Genomic DNA, 21,296 nt, shown 5'->3' with positions numbered 1-21,296 from the left:
AGAACCCTGCGCCTGCCCGTTGAAGCGCGCGGCCGCACTCACTACCATAGCAGAATCGACCACCTGGACCTCTTCGATGACGCAAACGCCGAGCCTTTCGGGTCTGCCTGCGGACGCAGCGGCGCAGGGTCTGTCGATCGTGGTCCCGATTTACAACGAGGCGGCCGGCCTCGTCCCTCTCCACGAGCACCTCAGCGCGCTTGCGGCAAATCTGAGGCAGCGCTTCGGCCTCGCCTGCGAGGTGGTCTATGTCGACGACGGCTCGACCGACGGGACGCTGAACATCGCGCGCAAGCTTCCCGCCGCCGCGCTGGACGTGCAGGTTGTGTCGCTGTCGCGCAACTTCGGCAAGGAAGCCGCCTTGCTGGCGGGACTGGACCATGCGCGGCGCGGCGCGCTCCTGTTCATGGACGGCGACGGCCAGCATTCGCCGGACCTCGTGGAGCGGCTGGTGGATCACTGGATCAACGGCGGCTACGACGTAATCTACACGGCGAAGGCGCATCGGACGAACGAATCGCTGCTGCGGCGGATCGGCGTGCACAGCTTCTACGCGATCATCAACTGGGGGGCGCGCCAGCGGATTCCCGAGGACGCCGGCGACTTCCGCCTGTTGTCGCCCCGCGCCGCCGCCGCGCTGCGCCAGATGCCCGAGCGCAACCGCTTCTTCAAGGGCCTCGCAAGCTGGATCGGCTTCCGCCAATTCCGCGTCGACTACGAGCCCGAACCTCGCGCCCACGGCATGTCCACGTTCAATGCGGCGCGGCTGCTCGGTCTGTCGATCGAGGGGCTGACGTCGTTTTCGGTGGCGCCGCTGCGGCTCGCCAGCCTGCTCGGCCTGCTGCTGGCGCTTGCCGCCTTCCTGTTCGGCCTCTCGATCCTGTGGGAAACCTGGGTCGATGGCGAAACGGTCCCCGGCTATCCGTCGCTGGTGGTCGGCCTGATGACGCTGGGCGGCGTGCAACTCCTGATGATCGGCATCATGGGCGAATACATCGGCAAGATTCTCTCGGAGTTGAAGGCGCGGCCGATTTACTTCGTCGCGGAGCACAGTGTGAAGCAGGCCGAGGGCGAACCGGCTGCCGGCGACCCGCGCCGGGACGCCGCCGAATGAACGGCACCGGACCGCAGCGGCGGATTCGACTGTGCGCTGACGATTACGGCATCAGCCCCGGCGTCAACCGGGCGATCCGCGATCTGATCGAGCGCGAGCGCATCAATGCAACATCGGTGATGGTGGTCGGCCCCGCCGCCGGACGCGAAGACGCCGAGGCGCTGGAGGCGGCAGCCGCGCGCAATCCGCATTGCGTGATCGGCCTGCATGTCACCCTGACCGCGCCGTTTCATCCGCTCACCCTGCATTACCGGCCGCTTCAGGGCGGACTGTTTCCGCCGCTTTCGAAGATGCTGCGCGCGAGCCTGTCGCGCCGGCTCGAGCCCGAGATGATTTTCGACGAGGTCAAGGCGCAAATCGCGGCGTTTGCCGAACGGTTCGGCCGCGCGCCCGATCATGTCGACGGCCATCAGCACGTGCAGATCTTCCCGCAGGTGCGCGGCGCCTTCCTGTCGGCTGTCAACAGCGCCGCGCCCGGCGCGTGGGTGCGTCAGTGCGGCCGCCGCCAACCGCCGGCGCGATGGCGCGGCGCGCCGAAGGCGCTGCTTTTGGATATTTTAAGCGCTGGCTTTCGCCGCCAGGCCGCGCGCGCCGGCGTCCGCTTCAATCCGGCCTTCGCCGGAGCCTACGATTTCACGAAGTCCGACTTCGCCGCGCGGATGCAGGAATTTCTCGACGGCTCGCCGGATGGCGGCCTGATCATGTGCCATCCCGGTTTCGTGGACGACACGCTGACCGCGCTCGATCCCCTCACCGGCCAGCGCGAGCAGGAATATGCGTTCCTCTCGGGGGACGGCTTTCGCGACATGCTGGCGGCGAATCGGGTGACCCTGGACTGATACGCCGAGGCACAAGCCCTGCCGTTTTTCCCGCACACTGAAATTTAATCGGCCGCGATACTGTTGGCGACACAAAGCGCGCCTACATCCCATCCCGCCACCTTATCGGGAGAGCGCCATGACGCCGCAAGAACGCCAGTTGGTTGACGACCTCTTCACCCGCCTCGCCGGCGTCGAGAACACGCCGCGCGATCAGGCCGCCGCCGCCGCCATCGCCGAGGGCCTGCGGCGGGCGCCCAATGCGCTCTACGCGCTGGTCCAGACGGTTCTGGTGCAGGACGAAGCCCTCAAGCGAGCCCACGATCGCATCCAGCAACTGGAAGGCGGCGGTGGAACCGGCGATCAGGCTGCTTCCGGCGGATTCCTCGACCAGATGCGCGACACCCTGCTTGGCAAAACCCCGCAGCGCGGCTCGGTTCCGAACGTCCAGCCTCCCCCGATGCCGACGGGCCGGCCCGTCTGGAACACCGGCGAAGCGTTGCAGCAGGCCGGACAGCCCGGACGCTACGATCAGGCACCCGCCGGTCAGCCCGGTCAGCCGTATGGCACGCCGCAGCCGCAGGCGGGCGGCGGCTCGTTTCTCGGAACGGCGGCGGCGGCCGCGGCGGGCGCCGTGGGTGGCGGCCTGCTCCTGAACAGCATCCGCTCCATGATGGGTGGCCCCGCCCATGCCAGCAGCTTCGGCGACGCGGGCGGCCTCGGCGGCTCGCACAGCCCATGGGGCGGCGGCGATCAGTCCGGGAGCAGTCTGGCGCGCGACGCCGGCGTCGGGGACATCGGGTCACAACCCGGCGACACGTCGCAAACCAGTTCGTTCGACCAAGCCCAGGCGGATGCCGATCAGGACCAGGATCAGGATCAGGACGACAACGAAAACGACAACGACGAGATGGATATGGACTCGGACGACTTCGCGGACTTCGACGACGGCGACGACTACGCCTGAGGTTTTCAAATTCTGCAACGACAGACGGCCGCCACCGGGCGGCCGTTTCCGTCTCGGAGCATTCAGACTTTGCAACATTCAAACGAGCCAACGAGTCGAGGCGAAGCGCCTCGCGATGATGGCAGTCTGATTCCGTTTGACACGCGTCAGATCACGACCACCTTGGCGCCGACGTGGACCCGGCCATAAAGATCGATCACGTCCTGGTTGCGCATCCGGATGCAGCCGGACGACACGTTGGTGCCGATCGTCCAGGGTTCGTTGGAGCCGTGGATGCGATAGAGCGAGGAGCCGAGATACATGGCGCGGGCGCCGAGCGGGTTCTGCGGCCCGCCTTCCATGTGGCGCGGCAGATCCGGCCGCCGCTTCAGCATTTCCGACGGCGGCGTCCAGTCCGGCCATTCCCTCTTCGCCGTGATGGTCTTGACGCCGGCCCATAGAAAGCCCGGCTTGCCGACGCCGACGCCGTAACGCAGCGCCTTGCCGTCGCCCTGCACGAGATAAAGAAACTTGCTCGCCGTATCGATGACGATGGTGCCGGCCGCCTCCTTGCCGTGATAATCGACAAGCTGCTTTTCGAACTTCGGATCGAACGCGGGATGCGCCGCCTCGCTCGCGTCCTGCTCGGGCACGATCCGCTGCGGCTGCATCTGCGGCGCGTAGAGCGGCCGCGGATTATAGGGCTGCTGCTGGTAATGCGGTCCCTGTTGCTGGCCGTCGCCGAACAGGAACTCGATGAAGCCGCCGCCGAGGTTCGGCCGCTCGGCATAGGCGACGCGTTGCTCTTCAGGCTGCGGCGCGGCCTGATCGGCGTAAATGACGGTCGGCTCGGTGAAGAACCGGGCTTGCGGTTCTCTCGCGAAGGCCTGCTCGACCCCGAGGCCAGCAAGCGACACGCCCGCGAGAAGCGCGAGGGATAGTTTTCTGAACATCGACGTACTCTGTACTGTTTCGCCGTGGATGGTCGCCGCAGGTGCGGCGGGCAGCGCATCGCCACGCACGCGAATTAAAATCAAAACCGCATCGGTTTGGTAAACAGAACCGGCGTTTCGATTCACCACGTCGTCAATACGACGCGGTTTTGTCCGGTAGCGTTTATTTTCGATGAACCGGCGCGGCCATGGTTAACCGCCGGTGTGCGGATCGCGCCGTCCGGTTCCTCGCGTGAACCCGGCGTTAAACCACCCCGGTATACAACGCATGGATATAGCGTGATGGATTTGAGTGAAGCTGGGGAATCTGATGGCTGTTCAACGCAAGCGCTTCCGCGTCGAAGAGATTTTGAATGCCGGCGCGCCTGTTATCGCAGCCGCCGAACATGGGGAGACGCCAATGCCGGTACATCGCGAGATCATGGCGGAGCTGCAGGCGATCCGCCAACAGATGGGAGCTTCGCGCCGCAACGGCGCGGCCGGGCCGGTCGCGGCGGACAGTGAAGCCGTCAACCGCGAGGTGGCCGATGCGCAGGCCCTGCTACAGACCTACCGCGCACAGATCGAACAGTGTGAAAAGCTCAAGACCGAACTCGATCTGATCTACGACGCCATCACCCGCACCAAGCAGGAAATCGCGGTTCTGCATGGCAAGAGTTTCAGCGGCGACGAGATGGCGAAGGTGACCGACGAGCTCGGCGCCGTGGTGGGAGGCACCGAGCAGGCGACGCAACGCATTCTGGAGGCGGCCGAGGCGATCGACCAGTCCGCCAGCGCCTTGTCCAAGGCGACGCCAGCGGAGCAGACCCGGTTGAGCGAGGAAATCCAGGAACGGGTGATTTCGATTTTCGAAGCCTGCAACTTCCAGGATCTCACCGGCCAGCGTATCGCCAAGGTGATGAACACCATGAAGTTCATCGAGCATCATATCAACGTCATGATGGACATCTGGGGCGGCGTCGACGCCATCCGGGCCCACGCGCCGCCGATCATCGACGATCGCGTGGGCGATGCCAAGCTTCTGAACGGTCCCAAACTCGAGGGCGACGAGGGGCACGCCTCCCAGGACGACATCGACGCGTTGTTCGACTGACCCCAGGAAGTGCCGCATCCCTCATCCCGGCCGTCATCGATCGGCTGCAAGTCGCGCGCAGCCCGCATAGAACCCTTCCGCTTCTGATGCACTCAGAAGCGGGGCTCCATGATTTTGATTGACGCGTTTTCTTGACGCGAACCAATAGCCACTTCGCTTGAATACGCTCTAATGCGAATGCGCGCGCGGCTTTGCCGCCGCGTGGCGGGCCGACGCGGCCGCGGTCGCGCAACGAACATAGACCATGTTGCCATAGCGGGTCGCCGCGTCAGGGTCGATGAAACGCGTGATCAGGACGTTGCCGTCGAACGAAACGATTTCGCGATCCTTCTCGCCGGCGGGGGGGCCTTCGGGTCCGATGTAGTTCTTTCCGCTCCGGCTGCCCTTCAGCCGCAGTTCCTGCGGCGTCGCCTCGTCGGCGAGATGCATGATGACGCCGCCATGACTGCCGGCGCCGATCACGTAAGGGTTCTTGCACTGGGCCTTGGCCGCAGCCTCGGTCCGCGCCCGGTCGTTCGGATTTTGATAGGATGCGAGTCCCCAGCGACCGACGAGTTCGTCCGATCGGATGGTGGCAGGAACTTCGGGCTCGGCAGCCGGCGCGGGAGGCTCGGCGGGCTGCGGCGATAATCCGATCGACCCGATTGATCCGCACCCGCAGAGAAACATCGCAAGGGCCGCAGCCACCCCCAGGTTCAAAGCCGCGCGTCCGCCTTCTGGTCTCGCCATCGTATGTTTTCCCGACCTAATTCCCGGCCGCCGCGCCCCTGACTGCCAGATTTAGAATGTGGCCGCGCCAACCTTACACGCGATCGCGAGGACGCCACGACATGGTTTGCACTATCCTTATCCTATACGCCTTTCACCAACGGCTTAAGGCGCTTGCTTGACAGCATGGCTGCCAGGCCATATTCCCCGCCAACGATTAGCACTCTTGGAGCATGATTGCCAAAGGTACGAATCGCCCGGGCGTTTCGAGTCCGAGCGAAATGCATTCCGTCGATGGCAATTCAGAGTCCTGCGAACCCCCGGAGGAGCCGCCATGGCTAAAACCCAATTTCGTCCGCTGCATGACCGTGTCGTGGTCAAACGCATCGATGCCGAAGAAAAGACCAAGGGCGGCATCATCATTCCCGACACCGCTAGGGAAAAGCCGTCCCAGGGCGAAGTCATCGCCGTCGGTCCGGGCGGACGCGACGAAGCCGGCAAGCTGGTTCCCATCGACGTCAAGGTCGGCGACAAGGTGCTGTTCGGCAAGTGGTCGGGCACCGAGATCAAGCTCGACGGTCAGGACCTCCTGATCATGAAGGAGTCCGATATCATGGGCGTGCTGAGCTGAGCACGATCCGGCTTTTGCACCAAGCGTCATCACCGGGCTTGTCCCGGTGATCCACGTCTTCTTCCTTCCACCGGAAAACAAGACGTAGATGGCCGGAACAAGTCCGGCCATGACGACAACAGGAGCATTTCCTTAAAGGAGTAACACTCAATGGCCGCCAAGGACGTCAAATTTTCCGGCGACGCGCGCGAGCGCATGCTGCGCGGCGTCGACATTCTCGCCAACGCCGTGAAGGTGACGCTCGGCCCGAAGGGCCGCAACGTCGTGATCGAGCGGAGCTTCGGCGCCCCCCGCATCACCAAGGACGGTGTCACCGTCGCCAAGGAGATCGAACTGGAGGACAAGTTCGAGAACATGGGCGCGCAGATGGTGCGCGAGGTCGCCTCCAGGACCAACGACACCGCCGGTGACGGCACCACCACGGCCACCGTGCTGGCGCAGTCTATCGTGCGCGAGGGCGCCAAGGCGGTCGCCGCCGGCATGAACCCGATGGATCTGAAGCGCGGCATCGACATCGCGGTCGCGGCCGTGGTGAAGGACATCGAGAAGCGCGCCAAGCCGGTCGCATCCTCGGCCGAAGTCGCGCAGGTCGGCACCATCTCGTCCAACGGCGACGCAGCTATCGGAAAAATGATCGCGCAGGCGATGCAGAAGGTCGGCAACGAGGGCGTCATCACCGTCGAGGAAAACAAGTCGCTCGAAACCGACGTCGATATCGTCGAGGGCATGAAGTTCGACCGCGGCTATCTCTCGCCCTACTTCGTCACCAACGCCGAGAAGATGATCGTCGAACTCGACGGCGCCTACGTCCTGCTGCACGAGAAGAAGCTGTCCGGCCTTCAGGCCATACTGCCGGTGCTCGAGGCGGTGGTGAAGTCGGGCAAGCCACTGCTGATCATCGCCGAAGATATCGAGGGCGAGGCGCTGGCGGCGCTGGTAGTCAACCGTCTGCGCGGCGGCCTCAAGGTCGCGGCCGTCAAGGCGCCCGGATTCGGCGATCGCCGCAAGGCCATGCTGGAGGATATCGCGATCCTCACCGGCGGCCAGCTCATTTCCGACGACCTCGGCATGAAGCTCGAGAACGTCACGGTGGACATGCTCGGCCGCGCCAGGAAGGTGCTGGTTGACAAGGAGAACACCACCATCGTCAACGGTGCCGGCAAGAAGAAGGACATCGAGGCGCGGGTCGGACAGATCAAGGCGCAGATCGAGGAGACCACCTCGGACTACGACCGCGAGAAGCTGCAGGAGCGTCTGGCCAAGCTCGCCGGCGGCGTCGCGGTGATCCGCGTCGGCGGCGCGACCGAGGTGGAGGTGAAGGAAAAGAAGGATCGCGTCGAGGACGCGCTCAACGCCACCCGCGCGGCGGTGCAGGAAGGCATCGTGCCCGGCGGCGGCACCGCCCTGCTGCGCGCCAGGAAAGCGGTCGGCCGCATCGTCAACGACAACCCGGACGTCCAGGCCGGCATCAACATCGTGCTGAAGGCGCTGGAGGCCCCGATCCGCCAGATCGCGGAAAACGCGGGGCTCGAGGGATCGATCGTCGTCGGCAAGGTCCTCGAAAACAAGGCCGAGACCTTCGGCTTCGACGCCCAGAAGGAAGAGTATGTCGACATGGTCGCCAAGGGCATCATCGACCCCGCCAAGGTCGTGCGCACCGCGTTGCAGGATGCCTCGTCGGTCGCGGGCCTGCTCGTGACCACCGAAGCCATGGTCGCCGAACTGCCGAAGGACGAGCCCGCGCCGGCCATGCCGGGCGGCGGCATGGGCGGCATGGGCTATTGAGCCCTTCGAACTGCACGACTTCGCCGGAAGGCCGCCTCCAGGCGGCCTTCTTTTTTGGCGAACCGGGTTTTAGGGTGGCGGGCGATTCGACGAACGGGGATTCTCCATGCGCGCACGACGGCTGTGTTTGGTCTGCCTGGTGATCGCTTGGCCGGGGGGTCTGCTCGCGCAGGACAGACCCCTCACCAAGGCGACGGCTGGCGGAGCGGAGGTCCGGTATTTCACCTCGATCGACGGACTGATGGAAGGCAATGCCGACGTCATCCTCAAGGAGACCCGCCAGGGCAAGACCGTCACCGGCGCCGTTCTCGACGTCTGCTACCCCGCGGAAAAAGGCTCCGATCGCAAGGACCGCTTCGTCGTCAACCTCGCGGTGAACGGCTCGACCCTGACCGGCGCGACCCAAAGCATGGTCGACAAGCTGCCCGTCACGGTGACGCTCACCCGCAAGCCCACCGGCGATACGTTCGAGTTCGATGGCCGGGTCAGCGTCGGCCAGACAGTTACCACCGTGACGTCGACGGACAATTCCGATCTCAGCGAGGCCGAGTTTAACGACAGCCGGACAACCGACGACGGCATTATCGCTGCACCGAAGGATTTCACCGAGGTGTCTCCCGAGGCGGTCGCCGTGAAAGTCAAACTCGACGCGGCAGCCGACCTGCTCAAAGGGCTGCGAGGACAGAATGTCGAGGTGGCGCTGAACAGCCTCGATGTGACCTGCGAGGCGCTGCGGGCCGGCACGCAGGTCATCGATATCAACGTCGATCCGGAGCGCGCGCCCTCCCTCATCGCCCGGTTGAAGGCATTGCCCGGCGTGATTGCCGCCGGCTGGAGCGCGGGCATGTTCGACATGGACCGCACCATCCGCTTTCCGGCCGCGGAATGGCGCGCCAACGGCAAGCTCGACCGCGGCAAACTCGCGACCGCGATCTCCGGCGTGCTGGAAAAGGCCCTGGACGCAAAGCCCGTCTCGACAAAATGGAGCGATGACACCGGCAAGCTGACACTGATCTTCAAGCGCCCGAGCGAAGTGGTCCCGGCGCTCAAGCTGACCGACACCGTCGAGGTGACGGCGTTGCCTGCTCCCGACAAGCCGGGTGGGTCCGATCACATCATGCTCTGGGTCGGCGTCCCCGCGACGACGACCGCCGACGAAAGCGACGGGCCGAAGCTCAACCTGGTTGACGACGAGACCTCGGTCGAGGACGAGGACGTCGAGACCGACGATAGCGGCGCGGTCGACGCGCTGGCGAAGCAGTTCAAGGCGCAGCGCTGGGACGCCGACAAATCGGCCTGGAAATAAGGCACCCCGCTCTCCGCAGCACGAGATTTGCGATCCGCGCGCGCGGAGCCATATCCAGAGCGAAAACGCATCATCAGTGCACAGCGGGCTCCCTCTCGCGGGTCGAGACGAGCGAAGCTCGCTCTGAGAGGGTTGGGAGGGGGCACTCAAGGAAGCAGCGTTAGTGAAGAATATCCCGCCCGGCTTCGCCGGTCGGCCTCCCCCGCAAGCGGGAGGTGAAAAGTCGTTCGCCGCGATTCAGCGGAGCCTCCGCTCTCAATTCGTATTGAGATGAAAACGCAACGTCGTCGGACCCACGAACGAGACCTCGTCGCCGTCCCGCGTCCAGGTCCCCGCAGCCGAGAGCGCCGCGACCAGATCGTCATCGGCCTTGGCTTTCTCCGGCGGACAGGAGCGGTCCTCCAGCGGACCGGCCGCGAAGATGACCGTGTTGCCGGCAACCGAGAACTGACCCCTGCCGCCCTTGCACCACAGCTCAAGCTTGGCCTCGCCGCTGTCGCCGATTTCCAGCGACGGCACCCGCTTCGAGCCGGGCTGGGGTGGCGCATCCAGCGTCATCTCGAGGCCGAACGGAAACCCATCCTGCGCCGAAGCCGGCCATGCACCGATGATGCTTCCGATCGCGGCCGCAGCCGCGATGACACCGGACCGGAAGCCGAACCTTGCTGCCATCTGCCCTCGTTGAATCGATGATCGCGACGCCGATCTTGCGCTATGCGCCGTTGTACAGTGCGGATCGGCCGACGTGAAGCCCGCGCTATCGGGCTCGGGTTCCGCCCGCTGCGGCAGTCCAGCGAACGCGGCTCGATGAGCCTGAAGCTAGACTATTTCAGGCCGGTCATCGCGGTCAGGTCGGCCGACAGTTTGGCGATGAACGTCGCGCCGCACCAATCAGAACCTGCGCCGCTTGGATTGATGTTGGTGAAGTTGCCGTTGAGCGGGGCAGTGAAGTCCGAGGTGAAGGCGTTGCAGTCTCCCTTCGACAGGTCGCTGTCGGAATAGCGCAAATCCAGTGTGAACACCTTGTAAGTGAAGCCGAGACCGATGTTCCAGGTGTTGTAATCGGCATATTTGATGCCGTTCGGAAACGGACCCGCGAAGCCGGCGGCCGCGAAGCCGGTGCCGTAGAACGGATCCGACGTTCCAAGCCACTGACGGCCGAACTCGCCCGACACATACATGCCGACGCCGCTCGCGCCGAAGACGGTGGCGGGCGCGGTGTATTTGGCGGTGATCGACGCGTAGTCGCCCCACGCGCCGGTGTTCAGGAAGTTCGGGGAGTAGTATTCGTTCAGGCCGACCGCCCAGTTGTCGTTGATGGTGTAGTTCACCTTGGCGAAGCCTTCGAAGAAGCTCACGTCCTTCTTCATGACGTTGCCGTTGAACAGAGCGATTGCACCGGTATCGCCCGGACAAAGCGCGCCGAGACCGGCGGCCGCAGTATCAACGCAGTTGCCGCCTGGATACAGGTAGCCCCAGACGCCAAAGTCGAAGGCGAAAGCGCCGAAGGTCGGACGGATGCCGCCGTAGATATCGACCTCCGCCGCCGCACGGTTGGCGAAGGAGATGCTCTCGACCGCCGAGCCGACGTAAAGCTGCAGGTCCCTGGTGACGTTGTAGCGGGGCTCGAAATAAGCGGTCACCGACGGCTTGTGGTTCGACTGCGTCACGCCGCGGAACACGTAGTCGCTCGTTACGCCGGCGCCGAAGGCGATGTCCCACGGATCGAATGCGACCGGAGGCGGCGCCTTGTCGGCCTTCGCCGCCATATCCGCCGCCAGCGCCGAGCCTGCCGTCATCATCAGCGCCGTTGCCGCCAGGGCTATTTCCTTCACAACAAACCCCCATCCGCCGAACAACAGTTCAAGTCTCGAAGACCACGGAATGCGATATCTGAGCGAAAACCATTTCCCTTTCGTTAACCATGAGGCCGCCACCGGAAAACGGGAAGCCGAAATAGCGAGCATTTGCCGCCTATTTGGGCGCTCCGGCCTGTTCGCACCACGTCGTCCGCCGGTGTTGCAGATCTCGGACAAGCGGCCCGCTTCCGCGCCGAACGACCCGCGACCGGCCGACCGCCGCCTCGTTGACCGGCGCGACGAGCCAGCTGTTCCAATGAAAAGGGCCGCAGCGAAACGCTGCGACCCTCGATTCAAGAGACCCGATAAGGCGACCGCAATCGGCCACCCTCGTCATGGTTTGCTGCGTTTTGACGGAAGCGCTTTTATCTCGTCATCGCCGGTATAGCCGATGCCCGGATCAAGTCCGGGCATGACGAAGGCTGATTCCGTCAAAAAACATCATGCTCTCAGTTGCCGTCATCTCCCGACCCGCCGGCGCGATCGGTATGGCCATAGGTCGAGATGGTGGGTTCGGGCATGGCCCAACTCGGCGCTGAAGCCGGTTCGACCGCCGCGGCCCGCGCGGGAGATTTTGCGACGGAGGCCCGTTTCGCAGGCGTCTTTCTCGCGGAGGCCCTGCGTTTGGCTACAGCCTTCTTCGCCTTCTTGGCCGATTTTTTCGGCGCGGACTTCTTCGTAACCCTGCCGGAAGCCTGCTTCCTTGCGGCTTTCTTCTTGGCGGCTTTCTTCTTGGCAGCCTTCTTCTTGGGAGCCTTCTTTTTCGAAGTCTTGTTCACCGACTTCTTCGCGGGTCTCTTCGCGGTCTTCTTTCTCGTTGCTACCGATTTTTTCTTGGTCTTCTTGCCCCTCGCCTTCTTCGCTTTTTTAGCCATCGTGTCCTCCTGTGGCCGCCCATCAAGTCATCCGGGCCGGGGGCCGCCTGTCGCCCAGTCGAGAAGTTCAATCGTGTGAACAACAGGGACCGACGTTCCACCGGCAATCTGGACCATGCACCCGATATTGCCGGTAGCGATCATGTCCGGCTTGACGCTTGCGATATTGGCGACCTTCCGGTCACGCAGTCGGTCCGCAATGTCAGGCTGGAGAATGTTGTATGTCCCCGCCGAACCGCAACACAAATGACTCTCGGGTATATCTTTCACCACGAATCCATTCTTGGAAAGCAAATCTTTCGGAAGCCCCGTGATTTTCTGGCCGTGCTGAAGCGAACAGGCGGAGTGATAGGCAACCACAAGATCGCTGCGCCTCTGCGGCGCAGGCAAGTCGAGGCCCGCGACGTACTCGGTGATGTCCTTGGCCAGGCCCGAGACTTTCGCGGCCGGGGCGGCGTAATCGCGGTCCTCCCGCAACAGGTAACCGTAGTCCTTGATGACGGTGCCGCAGCCCGACGCCGTCACCACGATGGCGTCGAGGCCGCCGCGCTCCGCTTCAGTGAGCCAGGCCCTGATGTTGGCCCGCGCCCGCGCCAGCGCATCCCGGTCGTCACCCATGTGGTGCGTCAGCGCGCCACAACATTGCTCGTCAGCCACCAGCACCACCTCGACGCCGTGACGGGTCAAAAGGCGGATCGCAGCCTCGTTGATGCGCGGCGCCAGCACCTGCTGGGCGCAGCCCTGCAGCAGCGCGACGCGGCCGCGCCTCAAACCTTTTGCCGGGAAGACGCTGCCGGCGGCCGCTCCGGGAGGAGGCAGCGACGCCGGCGTCAGCGCCATCATGGCCTTGATTCGGCGAAGCAACGTCGGCGTCGTCGCGCCCGCTTTCGATCCCGGCAGCAGCGCCGCGAAGGGGCGGCCAAAGCGCGCCAGAACCATGCCGGCTCGAAAGACTTTCGGCCGCGGCAGCACATAGGCGAGAACCATTCGAAGCAGTCGTTCGGGAAGCGGTCGCGCATATTCCGTCTCGATCCTGACCCGCGCCTGATCGACCAGGTGCATGTAGTTGACGCCGGAGGGGCACGTCGTCATGCAGGCGAGGCACGACAGGCAGCGGTCGATATGCTTCACGACCTCGGTGGTCGGCGGCTCGTTCTTTTCGAGCATCTGCTTGATCAGGTAGATCCGGCCGCGCGGGCTGTCGAGCTCGTCGCCGAGCAGCACATAGGTCGGGCACGTCGCGGTGCAGAATCCGCAATGCACGCACTTGCGGAGAATTTTATCGGCCTCGGCGATATCCGGATCGGCCAGTTGGGCCAGCGTGAATTCGGTTTTCATGAGATCGGCGCCCGCGCCAGCCTGCCGCGATTGAGAATGCTTTTCGGATCGAAGCTCTGCCGCACCCGCTCGGACAATGCGGCGACGCCCTTTGCCTGCGGATGAAACACATCGACCGCGCGCCGCGTTCCTTCGTCGGCCCGCAGCAGGGTTGCGTGGCCGCCGATCGCGGCGAGCCGCCGGCGCAGCGGCGCGGCATGGGCATCGGCCGCGGGCGGCAGCGCCGCCCAGAGCAATCCGCCGCCCCAGTCGTAGATCACCTCGCCGCCGGTGTCGCGCGCCAGCGCCTGACCGAAGGCGCCGCCGGACGCGGGAGGGCAAACGATCCGCCACACCGGCCACGCGCCCCGCGCGCCGTCCGCCGCAAACGGCGTGACGTCGCGGATATCGCGCCATAGCGCAGCCGCCTCCGCATCCTCGATAAGTTCGGCCGCTCCGAACGAGGCAAGATCGGCTGCGAGCGCCGAGGCGCGGTGAGCAACCGAGGCGGCGATGCCTTCCAGCCGCAACAGCGTCGCGGCCTTTCCCGCCGCTGCGAGACGCGCGCCCCACCCCGCCTTGACGGCGGAGTACGGGACGTGCGCCGCTCCCGAAACGTCATAAGGCGAGCCCAGCGCCGCCGTCATCGCCCGGTTGGCGGCGACGTCGTCGAGGCCCCGCAGCACCAGCGTGCGTTCCGCCTCGGCCTTAGGCATCACCTTGAGTGTCACCTCGGTCATGACCGCGAGCGTGCCCCACGATCCGGCCAATAGCTTGCAGAGATCGTAGCCGGTGACGTTCTTCACCACCCGTCCGCCGGCCTTGAAACTGTCGCCGAAGCCGGAGACGGCGTGAACGCCGAGCAGATGATCGCGCACGCCACCGGCCTTGATGCGGCGCGGGCCGGCGAGCGCGGCCCCGATCATGCCGCCGATAGTGCCGCGACCCGAGCGAACGCCGAGCAACGCGGCGGTATCCATCGGCTCGAACGCGAACTCCTGATTCTTGGACTCCAGCAGCGACAGCACCTCATCCAGCGCAGCGCCGGCCTGCGCCGTGACGATGAGTTCGTTCGGCTCATAGGACGTCACCGCATTCAACGCCGAGACGTCGAGCACCGCATTGGTCGCCATCGCATGACCGATCGGCCGCTTCGAACCGTGGCCGACGATCTCGAGCGGCTGCTCGCCGGCGATGCCGGCGCGCACGGCGGCCTCGACATCGGCGGCGTCGCGTATTTGCAGGATGTTCACGGCTGCCTCAATGCGGCGAAGCCTTCACGTTCGTCATGGCCGGGCTCGTCCCGGCCATCCACGTCTTAGTCCGCAGGAAGACGTGGATACCCGGCACAAGGCCGGGCATGACGAAGCATGCGGATGAAAACGTCGTCTTATCATCAAAACCTCGGCAGGTCCGGAAACGCCAGCTTGCCGCCGTGGACATGGACGCGGCCAAGCTCGGCGCAGCGGTGCAGCGTCGGAAACACCTTGCCCGGATTGAGCAGTCCTTGCGGGTCGAACGCGCATTTCAGCCGCTGCTGCTGGTTGAGATCGACCTCGCTGAACATATGAGGCATCAGGTCGCGCTTCTCGATGCCGACGCCGTGCTCGCCGGTCAGCACGCCGCCGAGCTCGACGCAGCAGCGCAGGATCTCCGCGCCGAACGCTTCCGCCTTGTCCATCTCCCCCGGCTTGTTGGCATCGTAAAGAATAAGCGGGTGAAGATTGCCGTCGCCCGCATGGAACACGTTGGCGACGCCGAGGCCGTATTTCTCGCCGAGTTCGCGGATGCGCGCCAGCGCCCGCGGCAGCGCGCCGCGCGGAATGGTGCCGTCCATGCAGAGATAGTCCGGCGAGATGCGGCCGACCGCCGGAAACGCCGCCTTGCGGCCGGCCCAGAACAGGTCGCGCTCGGCTTCCGAACCGGAAATCCGGCATGTGGTCGATCCACAACCCAGCGCGATGGCCTCGACCCGCTTGATGAGTTCGTCGACCTCGATTGAAGAGCCGTCAAGCTCGATGATCAGCAGCGCCTCGACGTCGAGCGGATAGCCGGCATGAACGAAGGCTTCCGCGGCGTGGATCGCCGGCTTGTCCATCATCTCCATGCCGCCGGGAATGATGCCGGCGCCGATGATCCGCGCCACGCACTCCCCGGCCGCCTCGACTTGCGCAAAGCCGACCAACAGCGCCCGCGCGGTCTCCGGCTTTCTCAGGATACGAACCGTGACCTCGGTGACGACGCCGAGCAGACCTTCGGAGCCGGTGATGATGCCCATCAGGTCGTAACCCGCACTCTCGAGCGCCTTGCCGCCGATGCGCAGGATCTCGCCCGACATCAGCACGATCTCGCAGCCGAGCACGTTGTTGGTGGTCATGCCGTATTTCAGGCAGTGGACGCCGCCGGAATTCTCCGCGATGTTGCCGCCGATCGAGCAGGCGATCTGCGACGACGGATCGGGCGCGTAATAGAAGCCCGCGTGAGCCACCGCCTGGCTGATCGCGAGATTGGTGACGCCGGGCTCGGCCACCACGGCGCGGTTGTCGAAATCGATCTCGCGAATGCGCTTGAACTTGCTTAAGCCCAGCAGCACCCCATCCTCCAGCGGCAAAGCGCCGCCGGACAGCGAAGTGCCCGAGCCGCGCGGCACCACCTTGATGCCGTTGTCGAAGCAGTATTTCAGAACGCGCGACACCTGCTCCGTGGTTTCCGGCAACACCACAACCATCGGCGGCTGGCGATAGGCGGTCAGGGCGTCCGATTCATACGGCAGCATTTCGGCGGCGCTGGAGATCACGCCCTCGCCTGGCACGATCGCGCACAAGTCCGCGACAATGGCGCTACGGCGATCGAGGACCATCCGATCCGATGCGGGCATCATGACGGTCATGGAGAGGTGCTCCGGCATCGCGACCCGCTCGCGGGAATCGCTGGAAAACCTTTTAAATCAAACACATTTTGCCTGTTTTGGGTAGATCTCCGCCTGCCGAACGCAATTGACGGGTGTCGCGCGAGCGGTACCATTGTATCGAACCGCAAGCCTTCGGATCGTGGTCTTGACCCGGGGATTCCATCGGTCTCCGGCAAGGGTACGGAACCAAATCACACTCGAATCGTTCTAAGATTGGTGTTATCCTACGATTCTGCGGTTCGCATCATAGTCGCTGCGGCGTGCGAACATCAGTATCAAGACACCCTCACGTCCTCCCCTTTCCGGGGAGGTGAAAAATCCCAATCGCTTCAGCCTGAAGCCACCATTAGGAACTCAGAGGTCCTCCATGAAAACGTTCGCCATATCCGCACTGACCGTCCTCGGTTTCGCACTCGTTAGCGTGGGCAGCTCGTCCGCGGCGGACGTAGAGGCCGGAAAGGCAGCTTTCCACAAGTGCATGACCTGTCATATGATCGGCCCGGGCGCTGCGAACAAGGTCGGACCTGACCTCAACGGCCTCGACGGACGCAAGGCCGGTACCGAAGCAGGCTATTCCTATTCGGACGCCATGAAGAATTCCGGCATCACCTGGAATCAGAAGGAGTTCGAGGAATACATCAGAAACCCCAAGGCCAAGGTGCCGGGCGTCAAGATGGTGTTCGCCGGCATCACCAAGCAGAGCGAACTCGACAACCTCTGGGCCTACGTCTCGCAGTTCGACAAGGACGGCAAGGTCAAGGCGAAGTAACGCGCTTTCATCTCGCGTGCTCCCCTGCCGGCATCCTGGCCGGCAGGGCAGCCTGCACCACAAGGCCGCGGGCGCGCGCATCCGTCACCCCGACCGCGCGCAAGGCCAGCAGAGTGGCGGTCTGCACGACGTCGCGGAGTCTCGCTGGATCGTCAAGGTGGTCGGGCGCCAGCGGACCGACAAGGGATTCATGCAGCGCGCCAAGCAGCGCGGTCGCGGCCAGCGACGTATCCTGCGCCGGCAGATGTCCGGCACGCACCGCAGCGACGATGCGCGTTTCAATCTCACCGGTAATTTCGCGGCGACTTGCCAGCCGCGTCGCAGCGACGTCAACGTCAACCGGCTCGGCAAGGATGCCCCAGGCCAGTTTCCCGTGCGTTACCATATTCAGCGCGACAGTGCCGAGGGCGGCGGCGAGCGCCGAGGACGGACCCGGCGCTGCGTCGGCGGCACCGCGTATCGCGATCAGTTCATCGCGCGCAACTTCCGCGATCAGTTCGGAAATCAGATCGGCTTTCGAGGGAAAATAACGATAGACCGTGCCGGCGGCGACGTTGGCGCGAACCGCAACCGGCGCGATCTGCACCGCCGCCATGCCGCCGTGGCTTGCCGTATCGCGCGCCGCGGCCAGGATGGCGCTGCGACGCGCCGCGAGGCGCTTCATGACCTGATGAGTCCGCCGATAAACCATGCGCGTTTTGTGTCCTCGACCGCCGCGGCGTTGGCCGGAACGCACTGTCTTCAAAGGGTTGCGTGACGTCGGCGTTGAAGCGCCGCGAAAAACTGAACACCTATTCAGACCGGAAGGCAAGCGGCTTCGCCATGTTGCATATCAGCCGACCGCTGCTGTCGTGGAGCCGGCGATCCGGGTTCTTCGCGAGCCTGCTGCGCATCGGCCGTGTCTGTCGCGCTGAACAGAAATCGACCATGCGATGCCGGTCGTGGACGCAACCGTCGTCCGCGCGTCGTCGCGCGCCCGGCCGGCCTCGTCGCTCGCCGCGACCGACATCGGGAGGACATTATTGGAAATCAGAAATGCACCATCTTGAATACGCCGAGGCCGGAAAGGCCGACAACGATGAGGTAGAGAGCGACGAGCAGATTGAGGAAGCGCGGCATCAGCAAGATCAGGACGCCGGCGATCAGGGCCACGATGGGCTGGATATGCGCTGCCGTAATGGTCATCGATAAACCTCCGCTGGTGCGAGTTGCGAATCGCAAAAAACTTTATCCGTCGTTCCGGCTTCACGATAGCGATCTTGCAGCCCGGCGGGTTCCACTTCACCGGGGCATTGCCGCAAACCGCCCCGGAAATGCCAATTTGCACGGGGGAACGTTGGGCGGCCGGATGAATTGGCATGACACCATCGAACGAGGCGCATTCGGGGATGCGCATCTGATTCGCAAAGGAGGCAACATGCGAAACACGGCCATGGCTCTCACCACGCTTGTGACCGCACTCGGCACAGCTTTCGCCGCGCAGGCGCAAGACGTCACGGTTGGCGTCGCGCCATCGACCACCGTGGTCGTCACCCAGCCGGTCGAAGTCGCCCCCGACGGTGGAATTGCTTACGAGCAGCGCCCGGCGTTTCGCGAATACGTCGTAACCGAGCGCGTTCCCTCTTTCACCGTCCAGCAACACATCGCGGTCGGCACCATCCTGGCCGACGATGGAGTGACCTTTTACGACGTGCCGCAGCGTTTTGGCGCGACACCATTTCGTTACACCGTTGTGAACGGCGAAACGGTATTGGTCGAGCCGCGTACGCGGCGCATCATGCAGGTGCTCGACTGATAGGTTGCGCCAAGCGCCATGTCGTGCACGCCGAGGGCGTATTTTCAGTGATGCGGGTGTCGGTTCGCGAGGCGATAACGGCACGATCGGGGCCGCCGCCACGCGGGCGGCCGGGACCCCGTCCCACCACCTCCAGGGACGGGGTTTCCGGTCTACCCGGCAAGAGGGGCTGCCGCGATCATCAATCCTGAATCCGTGAAAAGTCCGCGACCGTGCGCGTGGCTGCGCGAATCTCGTTGAGCAGCCTGAGGCGATTTTCACGGATCTTCGGATCGTCGTCGTTGACCTTCACCGTCTCAAAAAAGGCGTCGACCGCGGGCCGCAGTTTCGCCATCGCCGCCATGGCGGCGGCGAAGTCCTCTTGCGCCACGGCCGCGCTCGCCTCACGCTTCACCTGATCGATGGCGGCGGCGAGCGCTTTCTCTTCGCCGAGGCTATACAGCGCCGCCTCCGGAGCACCGTCAAAGCTGCGCTTGTCCTTCTTCTCCTCGATGGCAAGGATGTTCGACGCGCGCTTGGTGCCGGCAAGCAGATTCTTGCCATCGTCAGTGTCGAGGAATTTTCCGAGCGCCTCGACGCGGCGGACGATCATCAGGAGATCGTCCTGTCCCTCTAATAAAAACACCGCGTCTACCAAGTCGTGCCGCGCGCCCTGCTCGCGGAGCTGGACTTTCAGGCGATCGGCGAAGAAGGAGAGGAGATCGTTGCAAAGCCTTCGCGCTCGCCCTTCCTCTTCGGGACGAAGCTTTTGACCTTGCTCATAAACACGATCATCCCAAGCAGGAAGGATAGCCGTAACGTCGATCTTCTCAGCGAGTTCCTGCAGAGGTCTCTTGTTCTCTGCTGCCTCTTTCCGAATGCGCATCAAGACAAATGGAAGAAGTGCTTCAAGGGCGGTAGGCCAAATGCACAATCGCAGGCTGTTCTCCAACACCAACCTAATGACCCCCAGCGTCGCTCTCCGCAGCGCATACGGGTCCTTGCTGCCGGTTGGCTTTTCGTCAATCGCCCAGAAGCCGACCAGCGTGTCGATCTTGTCGGCGAGCGCAACCGCAATGCTCACGGGGTCGCTCGGCACCCGATCGTTCGGGCCCTGCGGCTTGTAATGCTCCTCGCAAGCCGCGGCGACGGACGCATCCTCACCCTGCGCGAGCGCGTAGTATTTCCCCATCAGGCCCTGCACCTCGGGGAATTCGCCGACGACTTCGGTCAACAAATCGGCCTTGCACAGCCGCGCCGCGCGCTTCGCCTTCTCGACATCCGCTCCGACCAGCGGCGCGATCTCGGCAGCCAGGCGTTCGATGCGCGCAATGCGCTCCGCCTGCGTGCCGAGCTTTTCGTGGAACACGATGTGCTCGAACTTCGGCAAGCGGTCCTCGAGACGGGTCTTCAGGTCGGTCTCGTAAAAAAACTTCGCGTCCGCCAGCCGCGCGCGGATGACGCGCTCATTGCCGGCGACGATCGCCGCGCCACCGTCACTCGCCTCGATATTGGCGACGAGAATGAACTTGTTGGCGAGTTTGCCGGATTTGGGATCGTTGACGACAAAACACTTCTGGTTGTTGCGGATGGTGGCGCGGATCACTTCGCCCGGGATCGACAGAAAGGGGGCGTCGAACGAGCCCATCAGCACCACAGGCCATTCGACGAGGCCGGCGACCTCGTCCAGCAGCACCTGATCCTCGATCAGCTCATAGCCTTGCGCGAATGCCAGTTCTTTCGCGTCGGCCAGGATGATGTCCTTGCGACGGGCGGAATCGAGCACGACCTTCGCCGCCTGCAATTTCGCTTCATAATCCTCGAAGCGGCGCACGCCGAATTCGCCCGGCGCCATGAACCTGTGACCGCGCGTCACCTGCCCGGCTTTGATGCCGGCGACCTCGAACGGCACCACGTCCGGCTCCTCGGTCTCCATGCCGAAGGTCGCGACGATCGAATGCAGCGGCCGCACCCAGGTCAGCGCGCCGGGCCTTGCCGAGCGCTCGCCCCAGCGCATCTGCTTGGGCCACGGGAAGGTGCGCACGATCACCGGCAGGAATTCCGCGATCACGTCGATCGCGGGACGGCCCGGTTTTTCGATCAACGCGACGTAGAAATCGCCCTTCTTCGGATCGCGCTGGATCCTGGCCTCATCCAGCGACGTCAGCCCTGCGGCTTTCAGGAAGCCTTGCACGGCGGCGTCGGGCGCGCCGACCTTCGGCCCCTTGCGTTCGTCCTTGAGATCGGGCTGGCGCGCGGGAATGCCGTGCACCGTGAGCGCGAGGCGGCGCGGCGTGACGAAGGCTTTCGCGCCCTCGTAGACCAGACCCTCGGCGACGAGCCTGTCGGTGACCATCCGGCGCAGGTCGTCCGCCGCCCTCGCCTGCATGCGCGCGGGAATTTCCTCGGAGAACAGTTCGAGCAGAAGATCGGGCAT

20 protein-coding genes are annotated in these 21,296 nt (G+C 64.3%); 10 read left to right on the top strand and 10 right to left on the bottom strand.

What is annotated here, in order from left to right:
• The first annotated feature begins 76 nt into the window (after positions 1 to 76).
• The 3 genes from ACMDCM_RS01755 to ACMDCM_RS01745 all read left to right on the top strand — a co-directional run bounded on the left by ACMDCM_RS01755 (position 77) and on the right by ACMDCM_RS01745 (position 2,899).
• Positions 77 to 1,114, top strand: a complete 1,038-nt coding sequence (locus tag ACMDCM_RS01755; RefSeq protein WP_412771958.1) for a glycosyltransferase family 2 protein — start codon at positions 77 to 79, stop codon at positions 1,112 to 1,114.
• Positions 1,111 to 1,953: a ChbG/HpnK family deacetylase gene (locus ACMDCM_RS01750; protein WP_412771957.1), complete on the top strand. Its 843-nt coding sequence runs from the start codon at positions 1,111 to 1,113 to the stop codon at positions 1,951 to 1,953. Before ACMDCM_RS01755 ends, ACMDCM_RS01750 begins: the two co-directional genes overlap by 4 nt.
• Before the next feature lie 118 nt (positions 1,954 to 2,071).
• Positions 2,072 to 2,899: a DUF2076 domain-containing protein gene (locus ACMDCM_RS01745; RefSeq protein ID WP_412771956.1), complete on the top strand. Its 828-nt coding sequence runs from the start codon at positions 2,072 to 2,074 to the stop codon at positions 2,897 to 2,899.
• A gap of 146 nt (positions 2,900 to 3,045) precedes the next feature.
• On the opposite strand, the gene ACMDCM_RS01740 is transcribed toward ACMDCM_RS01745, so the two are convergent.
• Positions 3,046 to 3,831, bottom strand: coding sequence for a L,D-transpeptidase (locus tag ACMDCM_RS01740; protein ID WP_412771955.1), 786 nt, complete (start codon positions 3,829 to 3,831; stop codon positions 3,046 to 3,048).
• Between the two features lie 310 nt (positions 3,832 to 4,141).
• On the opposite strand from ACMDCM_RS01740, the gene ACMDCM_RS01735 reads away from it, so the two are divergent.
• Positions 4,142 to 4,924, top strand: coding sequence for a protein phosphatase CheZ (locus ACMDCM_RS01735; protein ID WP_412771954.1), 783 nt, complete (start codon positions 4,142 to 4,144; stop codon positions 4,922 to 4,924).
• A gap of 168 nt (positions 4,925 to 5,092) precedes the next feature.
• On the opposite strand, the gene ACMDCM_RS01730 is transcribed toward ACMDCM_RS01735, so the two are convergent.
• Positions 5,093 to 5,653 (bottom strand): hypothetical protein, encoded by a 561-nt coding sequence (locus tag ACMDCM_RS01730; protein WP_412771953.1) that lies wholly within the window; start codon positions 5,651 to 5,653, stop codon positions 5,093 to 5,095.
• Between the two features lie 313 nt (positions 5,654 to 5,966).
• Between ACMDCM_RS01730 and groES the strand changes: the two genes are divergently transcribed.
• From groES to ACMDCM_RS01715, 3 genes are all read left to right on the top strand, one after another.
• Positions 5,967 to 6,263 (top strand): co-chaperone GroES, encoded by a 297-nt coding sequence (groES, locus tag ACMDCM_RS01725; protein WP_412771952.1) that lies wholly within the window; start codon positions 5,967 to 5,969, stop codon positions 6,261 to 6,263.
• A 150-nt stretch (positions 6,264 to 6,413) separates the two neighbouring features.
• Positions 6,414 to 8,048 carry a chaperonin GroEL gene (gene groL, locus ACMDCM_RS01720; RefSeq protein ID WP_412771951.1) on the top strand — a complete coding sequence of 545 codons (1,635 nt, stop codon included), beginning with the start codon at positions 6,414 to 6,416 and terminating at the stop codon, positions 8,046 to 8,048.
• 106 nt (positions 8,049 to 8,154) lie between these two features.
• Entirely contained in the window at positions 8,155 to 9,354 is a 1,200-nt protein-coding gene (locus ACMDCM_RS01715) for a hypothetical protein (RefSeq protein ID WP_412771950.1), read from the top strand.
• 255 nt (positions 9,355 to 9,609) lie between these two features.
• On the opposite strand, the gene ACMDCM_RS01710 is transcribed toward ACMDCM_RS01715, so the two are convergent.
• Positions 9,610 to 10,026 carry an META domain-containing protein gene (locus tag ACMDCM_RS01710; RefSeq protein WP_412771949.1) on the bottom strand — a complete coding sequence of 139 codons (417 nt, stop codon included), beginning with the start codon at positions 10,024 to 10,026 and terminating at the stop codon, positions 9,610 to 9,612.
• 152 nt (positions 10,027 to 10,178) lie between these two features.
• Positions 10,179 to 11,189, bottom strand: a complete 1,011-nt coding sequence (locus ACMDCM_RS01705; protein ID WP_412771948.1) for a TorF family putative porin — start codon at positions 11,187 to 11,189, stop codon at positions 10,179 to 10,181.
• 543 nt (positions 11,190 to 11,732) lie between these two features.
• Here ACMDCM_RS01705 and ACMDCM_RS01700 point away from each other — a divergent pair.
• Positions 11,733 to 12,167: a hypothetical protein gene (locus ACMDCM_RS01700; protein WP_412771947.1), complete on the top strand. Its 435-nt coding sequence runs from the start codon at positions 11,733 to 11,735 to the stop codon at positions 12,165 to 12,167.
• Here the strand turns inward: ACMDCM_RS01700 and glcF are convergent.
• The 3 genes from glcF to ACMDCM_RS01685 form a co-directional block, all read right to left on the bottom strand.
• On the bottom strand, positions 12,116 to 13,426 hold the full coding sequence (gene glcF, locus ACMDCM_RS01695; protein WP_412771946.1) for a glycolate oxidase subunit GlcF: 1,311 nt from the start codon (positions 13,424 to 13,426) through the stop codon (positions 12,116 to 12,118). The genes ACMDCM_RS01700 and glcF overlap by 52 nt on opposite strands.
• The gene (locus ACMDCM_RS01690) at positions 13,423 to 14,649 is read right to left on the bottom strand and encodes an FAD-binding protein (protein ID WP_412774630.1); all 1,227 of its coding nucleotides are present in this window, start codon (positions 14,647 to 14,649) and stop codon (positions 13,423 to 13,425) included. Before ACMDCM_RS01690 ends, glcF begins: the two co-directional genes overlap by 4 nt.
• 152 nt (positions 14,650 to 14,801) lie before the next feature.
• Positions 14,802 to 16,295, bottom strand: coding sequence for an FAD-linked oxidase C-terminal domain-containing protein (locus ACMDCM_RS01685; protein ID WP_412771945.1), 1,494 nt, complete (start codon positions 16,293 to 16,295; stop codon positions 14,802 to 14,804).
• A 388-nt stretch (positions 16,296 to 16,683) separates the two neighbouring features.
• Between ACMDCM_RS01685 and ACMDCM_RS01680 the strand changes: the two genes are divergently transcribed.
• A complete protein-coding gene (locus tag ACMDCM_RS01680; RefSeq protein ID WP_412771944.1) occupies positions 16,684 to 17,085 on the top strand; it encodes a c-type cytochrome in 402 nt (133 codons plus the stop codon).
• Between the two features lie 7 nt (positions 17,086 to 17,092).
• Here the strand turns inward: ACMDCM_RS01680 and ACMDCM_RS01675 are convergent, their stop codons facing one another.
• Both ACMDCM_RS01675 and ACMDCM_RS01670 read right to left on the bottom strand, forming a co-directional pair.
• The gene (locus tag ACMDCM_RS01675) at positions 17,093 to 17,776 is read right to left on the bottom strand and encodes a TetR/AcrR family transcriptional regulator (protein ID WP_412771943.1); all 684 of its coding nucleotides are present in this window, start codon (positions 17,774 to 17,776) and stop codon (positions 17,093 to 17,095) included.
• 338 nt (positions 17,777 to 18,114) lie between these two features.
• Positions 18,115 to 18,270: a DUF3096 domain-containing protein gene (locus tag ACMDCM_RS01670; protein ID WP_412771942.1), complete on the bottom strand. Its 156-nt coding sequence runs from the start codon at positions 18,268 to 18,270 to the stop codon at positions 18,115 to 18,117.
• A 232-nt stretch (positions 18,271 to 18,502) separates the two neighbouring features.
• Here ACMDCM_RS01670 and ACMDCM_RS01665 point away from each other — a divergent pair, with 232 nt between their 5' ends.
• A complete protein-coding gene (locus ACMDCM_RS01665) occupies positions 18,503 to 18,880 on the top strand; it encodes a DUF1236 domain-containing protein (RefSeq protein WP_412771941.1) in 378 nt (125 codons plus the stop codon).
• A 181-nt stretch (positions 18,881 to 19,061) separates the two neighbouring features.
• Here the strand turns inward: ACMDCM_RS01665 and glyS are convergent, their stop codons facing one another.
• Positions 19,062 to 21,296 (bottom strand): glycine--tRNA ligase subunit beta, encoded by a 2,235-nt coding sequence (gene glyS / locus ACMDCM_RS01660; protein ID WP_412771940.1) that lies wholly within the window; start codon positions 21,294 to 21,296, stop codon positions 19,062 to 19,064.

The sequence above is a fragment of the Nitrobacter sp. genome (assembly GCF_047149785.1).
In the GTDB taxonomy this organism is placed as follows: domain Bacteria; phylum Pseudomonadota; class Alphaproteobacteria; order Rhizobiales; family Xanthobacteraceae; genus Nitrobacter.
Note: the sequence above shows the minus strand (reverse complement) of the source record. Positions and strands in the feature narration are given on the sequence as shown.

Bases quoted from the DNA above. Each gene is read 5' to 3' on its own strand.
- groL (WP_412771951.1), top strand. From the start codon at position 6,414: ATGGCCGCCAAGGACGTCAAATTTTCCGGCGACGCGCGCGAGCGCATG.
- ACMDCM_RS01685 (WP_412771945.1), bottom strand. From the start codon at position 16,295: ATGACCGTCATGATGCCCGCATCGGATCGGATGGTCCTCGATCGCCGT.
- groES (WP_412771952.1), top strand. From the start codon at position 5,967: ATGGCTAAAACCCAATTTCGTCCGCTGCATGACCGTGTCGTGGTCAAA.
- ACMDCM_RS01700 (WP_412771947.1), top strand. From the start codon at position 11,733: ATGGCCCAACTCGGCGCTGAAGCCGGTTCGACCGCCGCGGCCCGCGCG.
- glcF (WP_412771946.1), bottom strand. From the start codon at position 13,426: ATGAAAACCGAATTCACGCTGGCCCAACTGGCCGATCCGGATATCGCC.
- ACMDCM_RS01750 (WP_412771957.1), top strand. From the start codon at position 1,111: ATGAACGGCACCGGACCGCAGCGGCGGATTCGACTGTGCGCTGACGAT.
- ACMDCM_RS01730 (WP_412771953.1), bottom strand. From the start codon at position 5,653: ATGGCGAGACCAGAAGGCGGACGCGCGGCTTTGAACCTGGGGGTGGCT.
- ACMDCM_RS01755 (WP_412771958.1), top strand. From the start codon at position 77: ATGACGCAAACGCCGAGCCTTTCGGGTCTGCCTGCGGACGCAGCGGCG.
- ACMDCM_RS01710 (WP_412771949.1), bottom strand. From the start codon at position 10,026: ATGGCAGCAAGGTTCGGCTTCCGGTCCGGTGTCATCGCGGCTGCGGCC.
- ACMDCM_RS01740 (WP_412771955.1), bottom strand. From the start codon at position 3,831: ATGTTCAGAAAACTATCCCTCGCGCTTCTCGCGGGCGTGTCGCTTGCT.
- ACMDCM_RS01670 (WP_412771942.1), bottom strand. From the start codon at position 18,270: ATGACCATTACGGCAGCGCATATCCAGCCCATCGTGGCCCTGATCGCC.
- ACMDCM_RS01665 (WP_412771941.1), top strand. From the start codon at position 18,503: ATGCGAAACACGGCCATGGCTCTCACCACGCTTGTGACCGCACTCGGC.
- ACMDCM_RS01715 (WP_412771950.1), top strand. From the start codon at position 8,155: ATGCGCGCACGACGGCTGTGTTTGGTCTGCCTGGTGATCGCTTGGCCG.
- ACMDCM_RS01745 (WP_412771956.1), top strand. From the start codon at position 2,072: ATGACGCCGCAAGAACGCCAGTTGGTTGACGACCTCTTCACCCGCCTC.
- glyS (WP_412771940.1), bottom strand. From the start codon at position 21,296: ATGCCCGATCTTCTGCTCGAACTGTTCTCCGAGGAAATTCCCGCGCGC.
- ACMDCM_RS01680 (WP_412771944.1), top strand. From the start codon at position 16,684: ATGAAAACGTTCGCCATATCCGCACTGACCGTCCTCGGTTTCGCACTC.
- ACMDCM_RS01675 (WP_412771943.1), bottom strand. From the start codon at position 17,776: ATGGTTTATCGGCGGACTCATCAGGTCATGAAGCGCCTCGCGGCGCGT.
- ACMDCM_RS01735 (WP_412771954.1), top strand. From the start codon at position 4,142: ATGGCTGTTCAACGCAAGCGCTTCCGCGTCGAAGAGATTTTGAATGCC.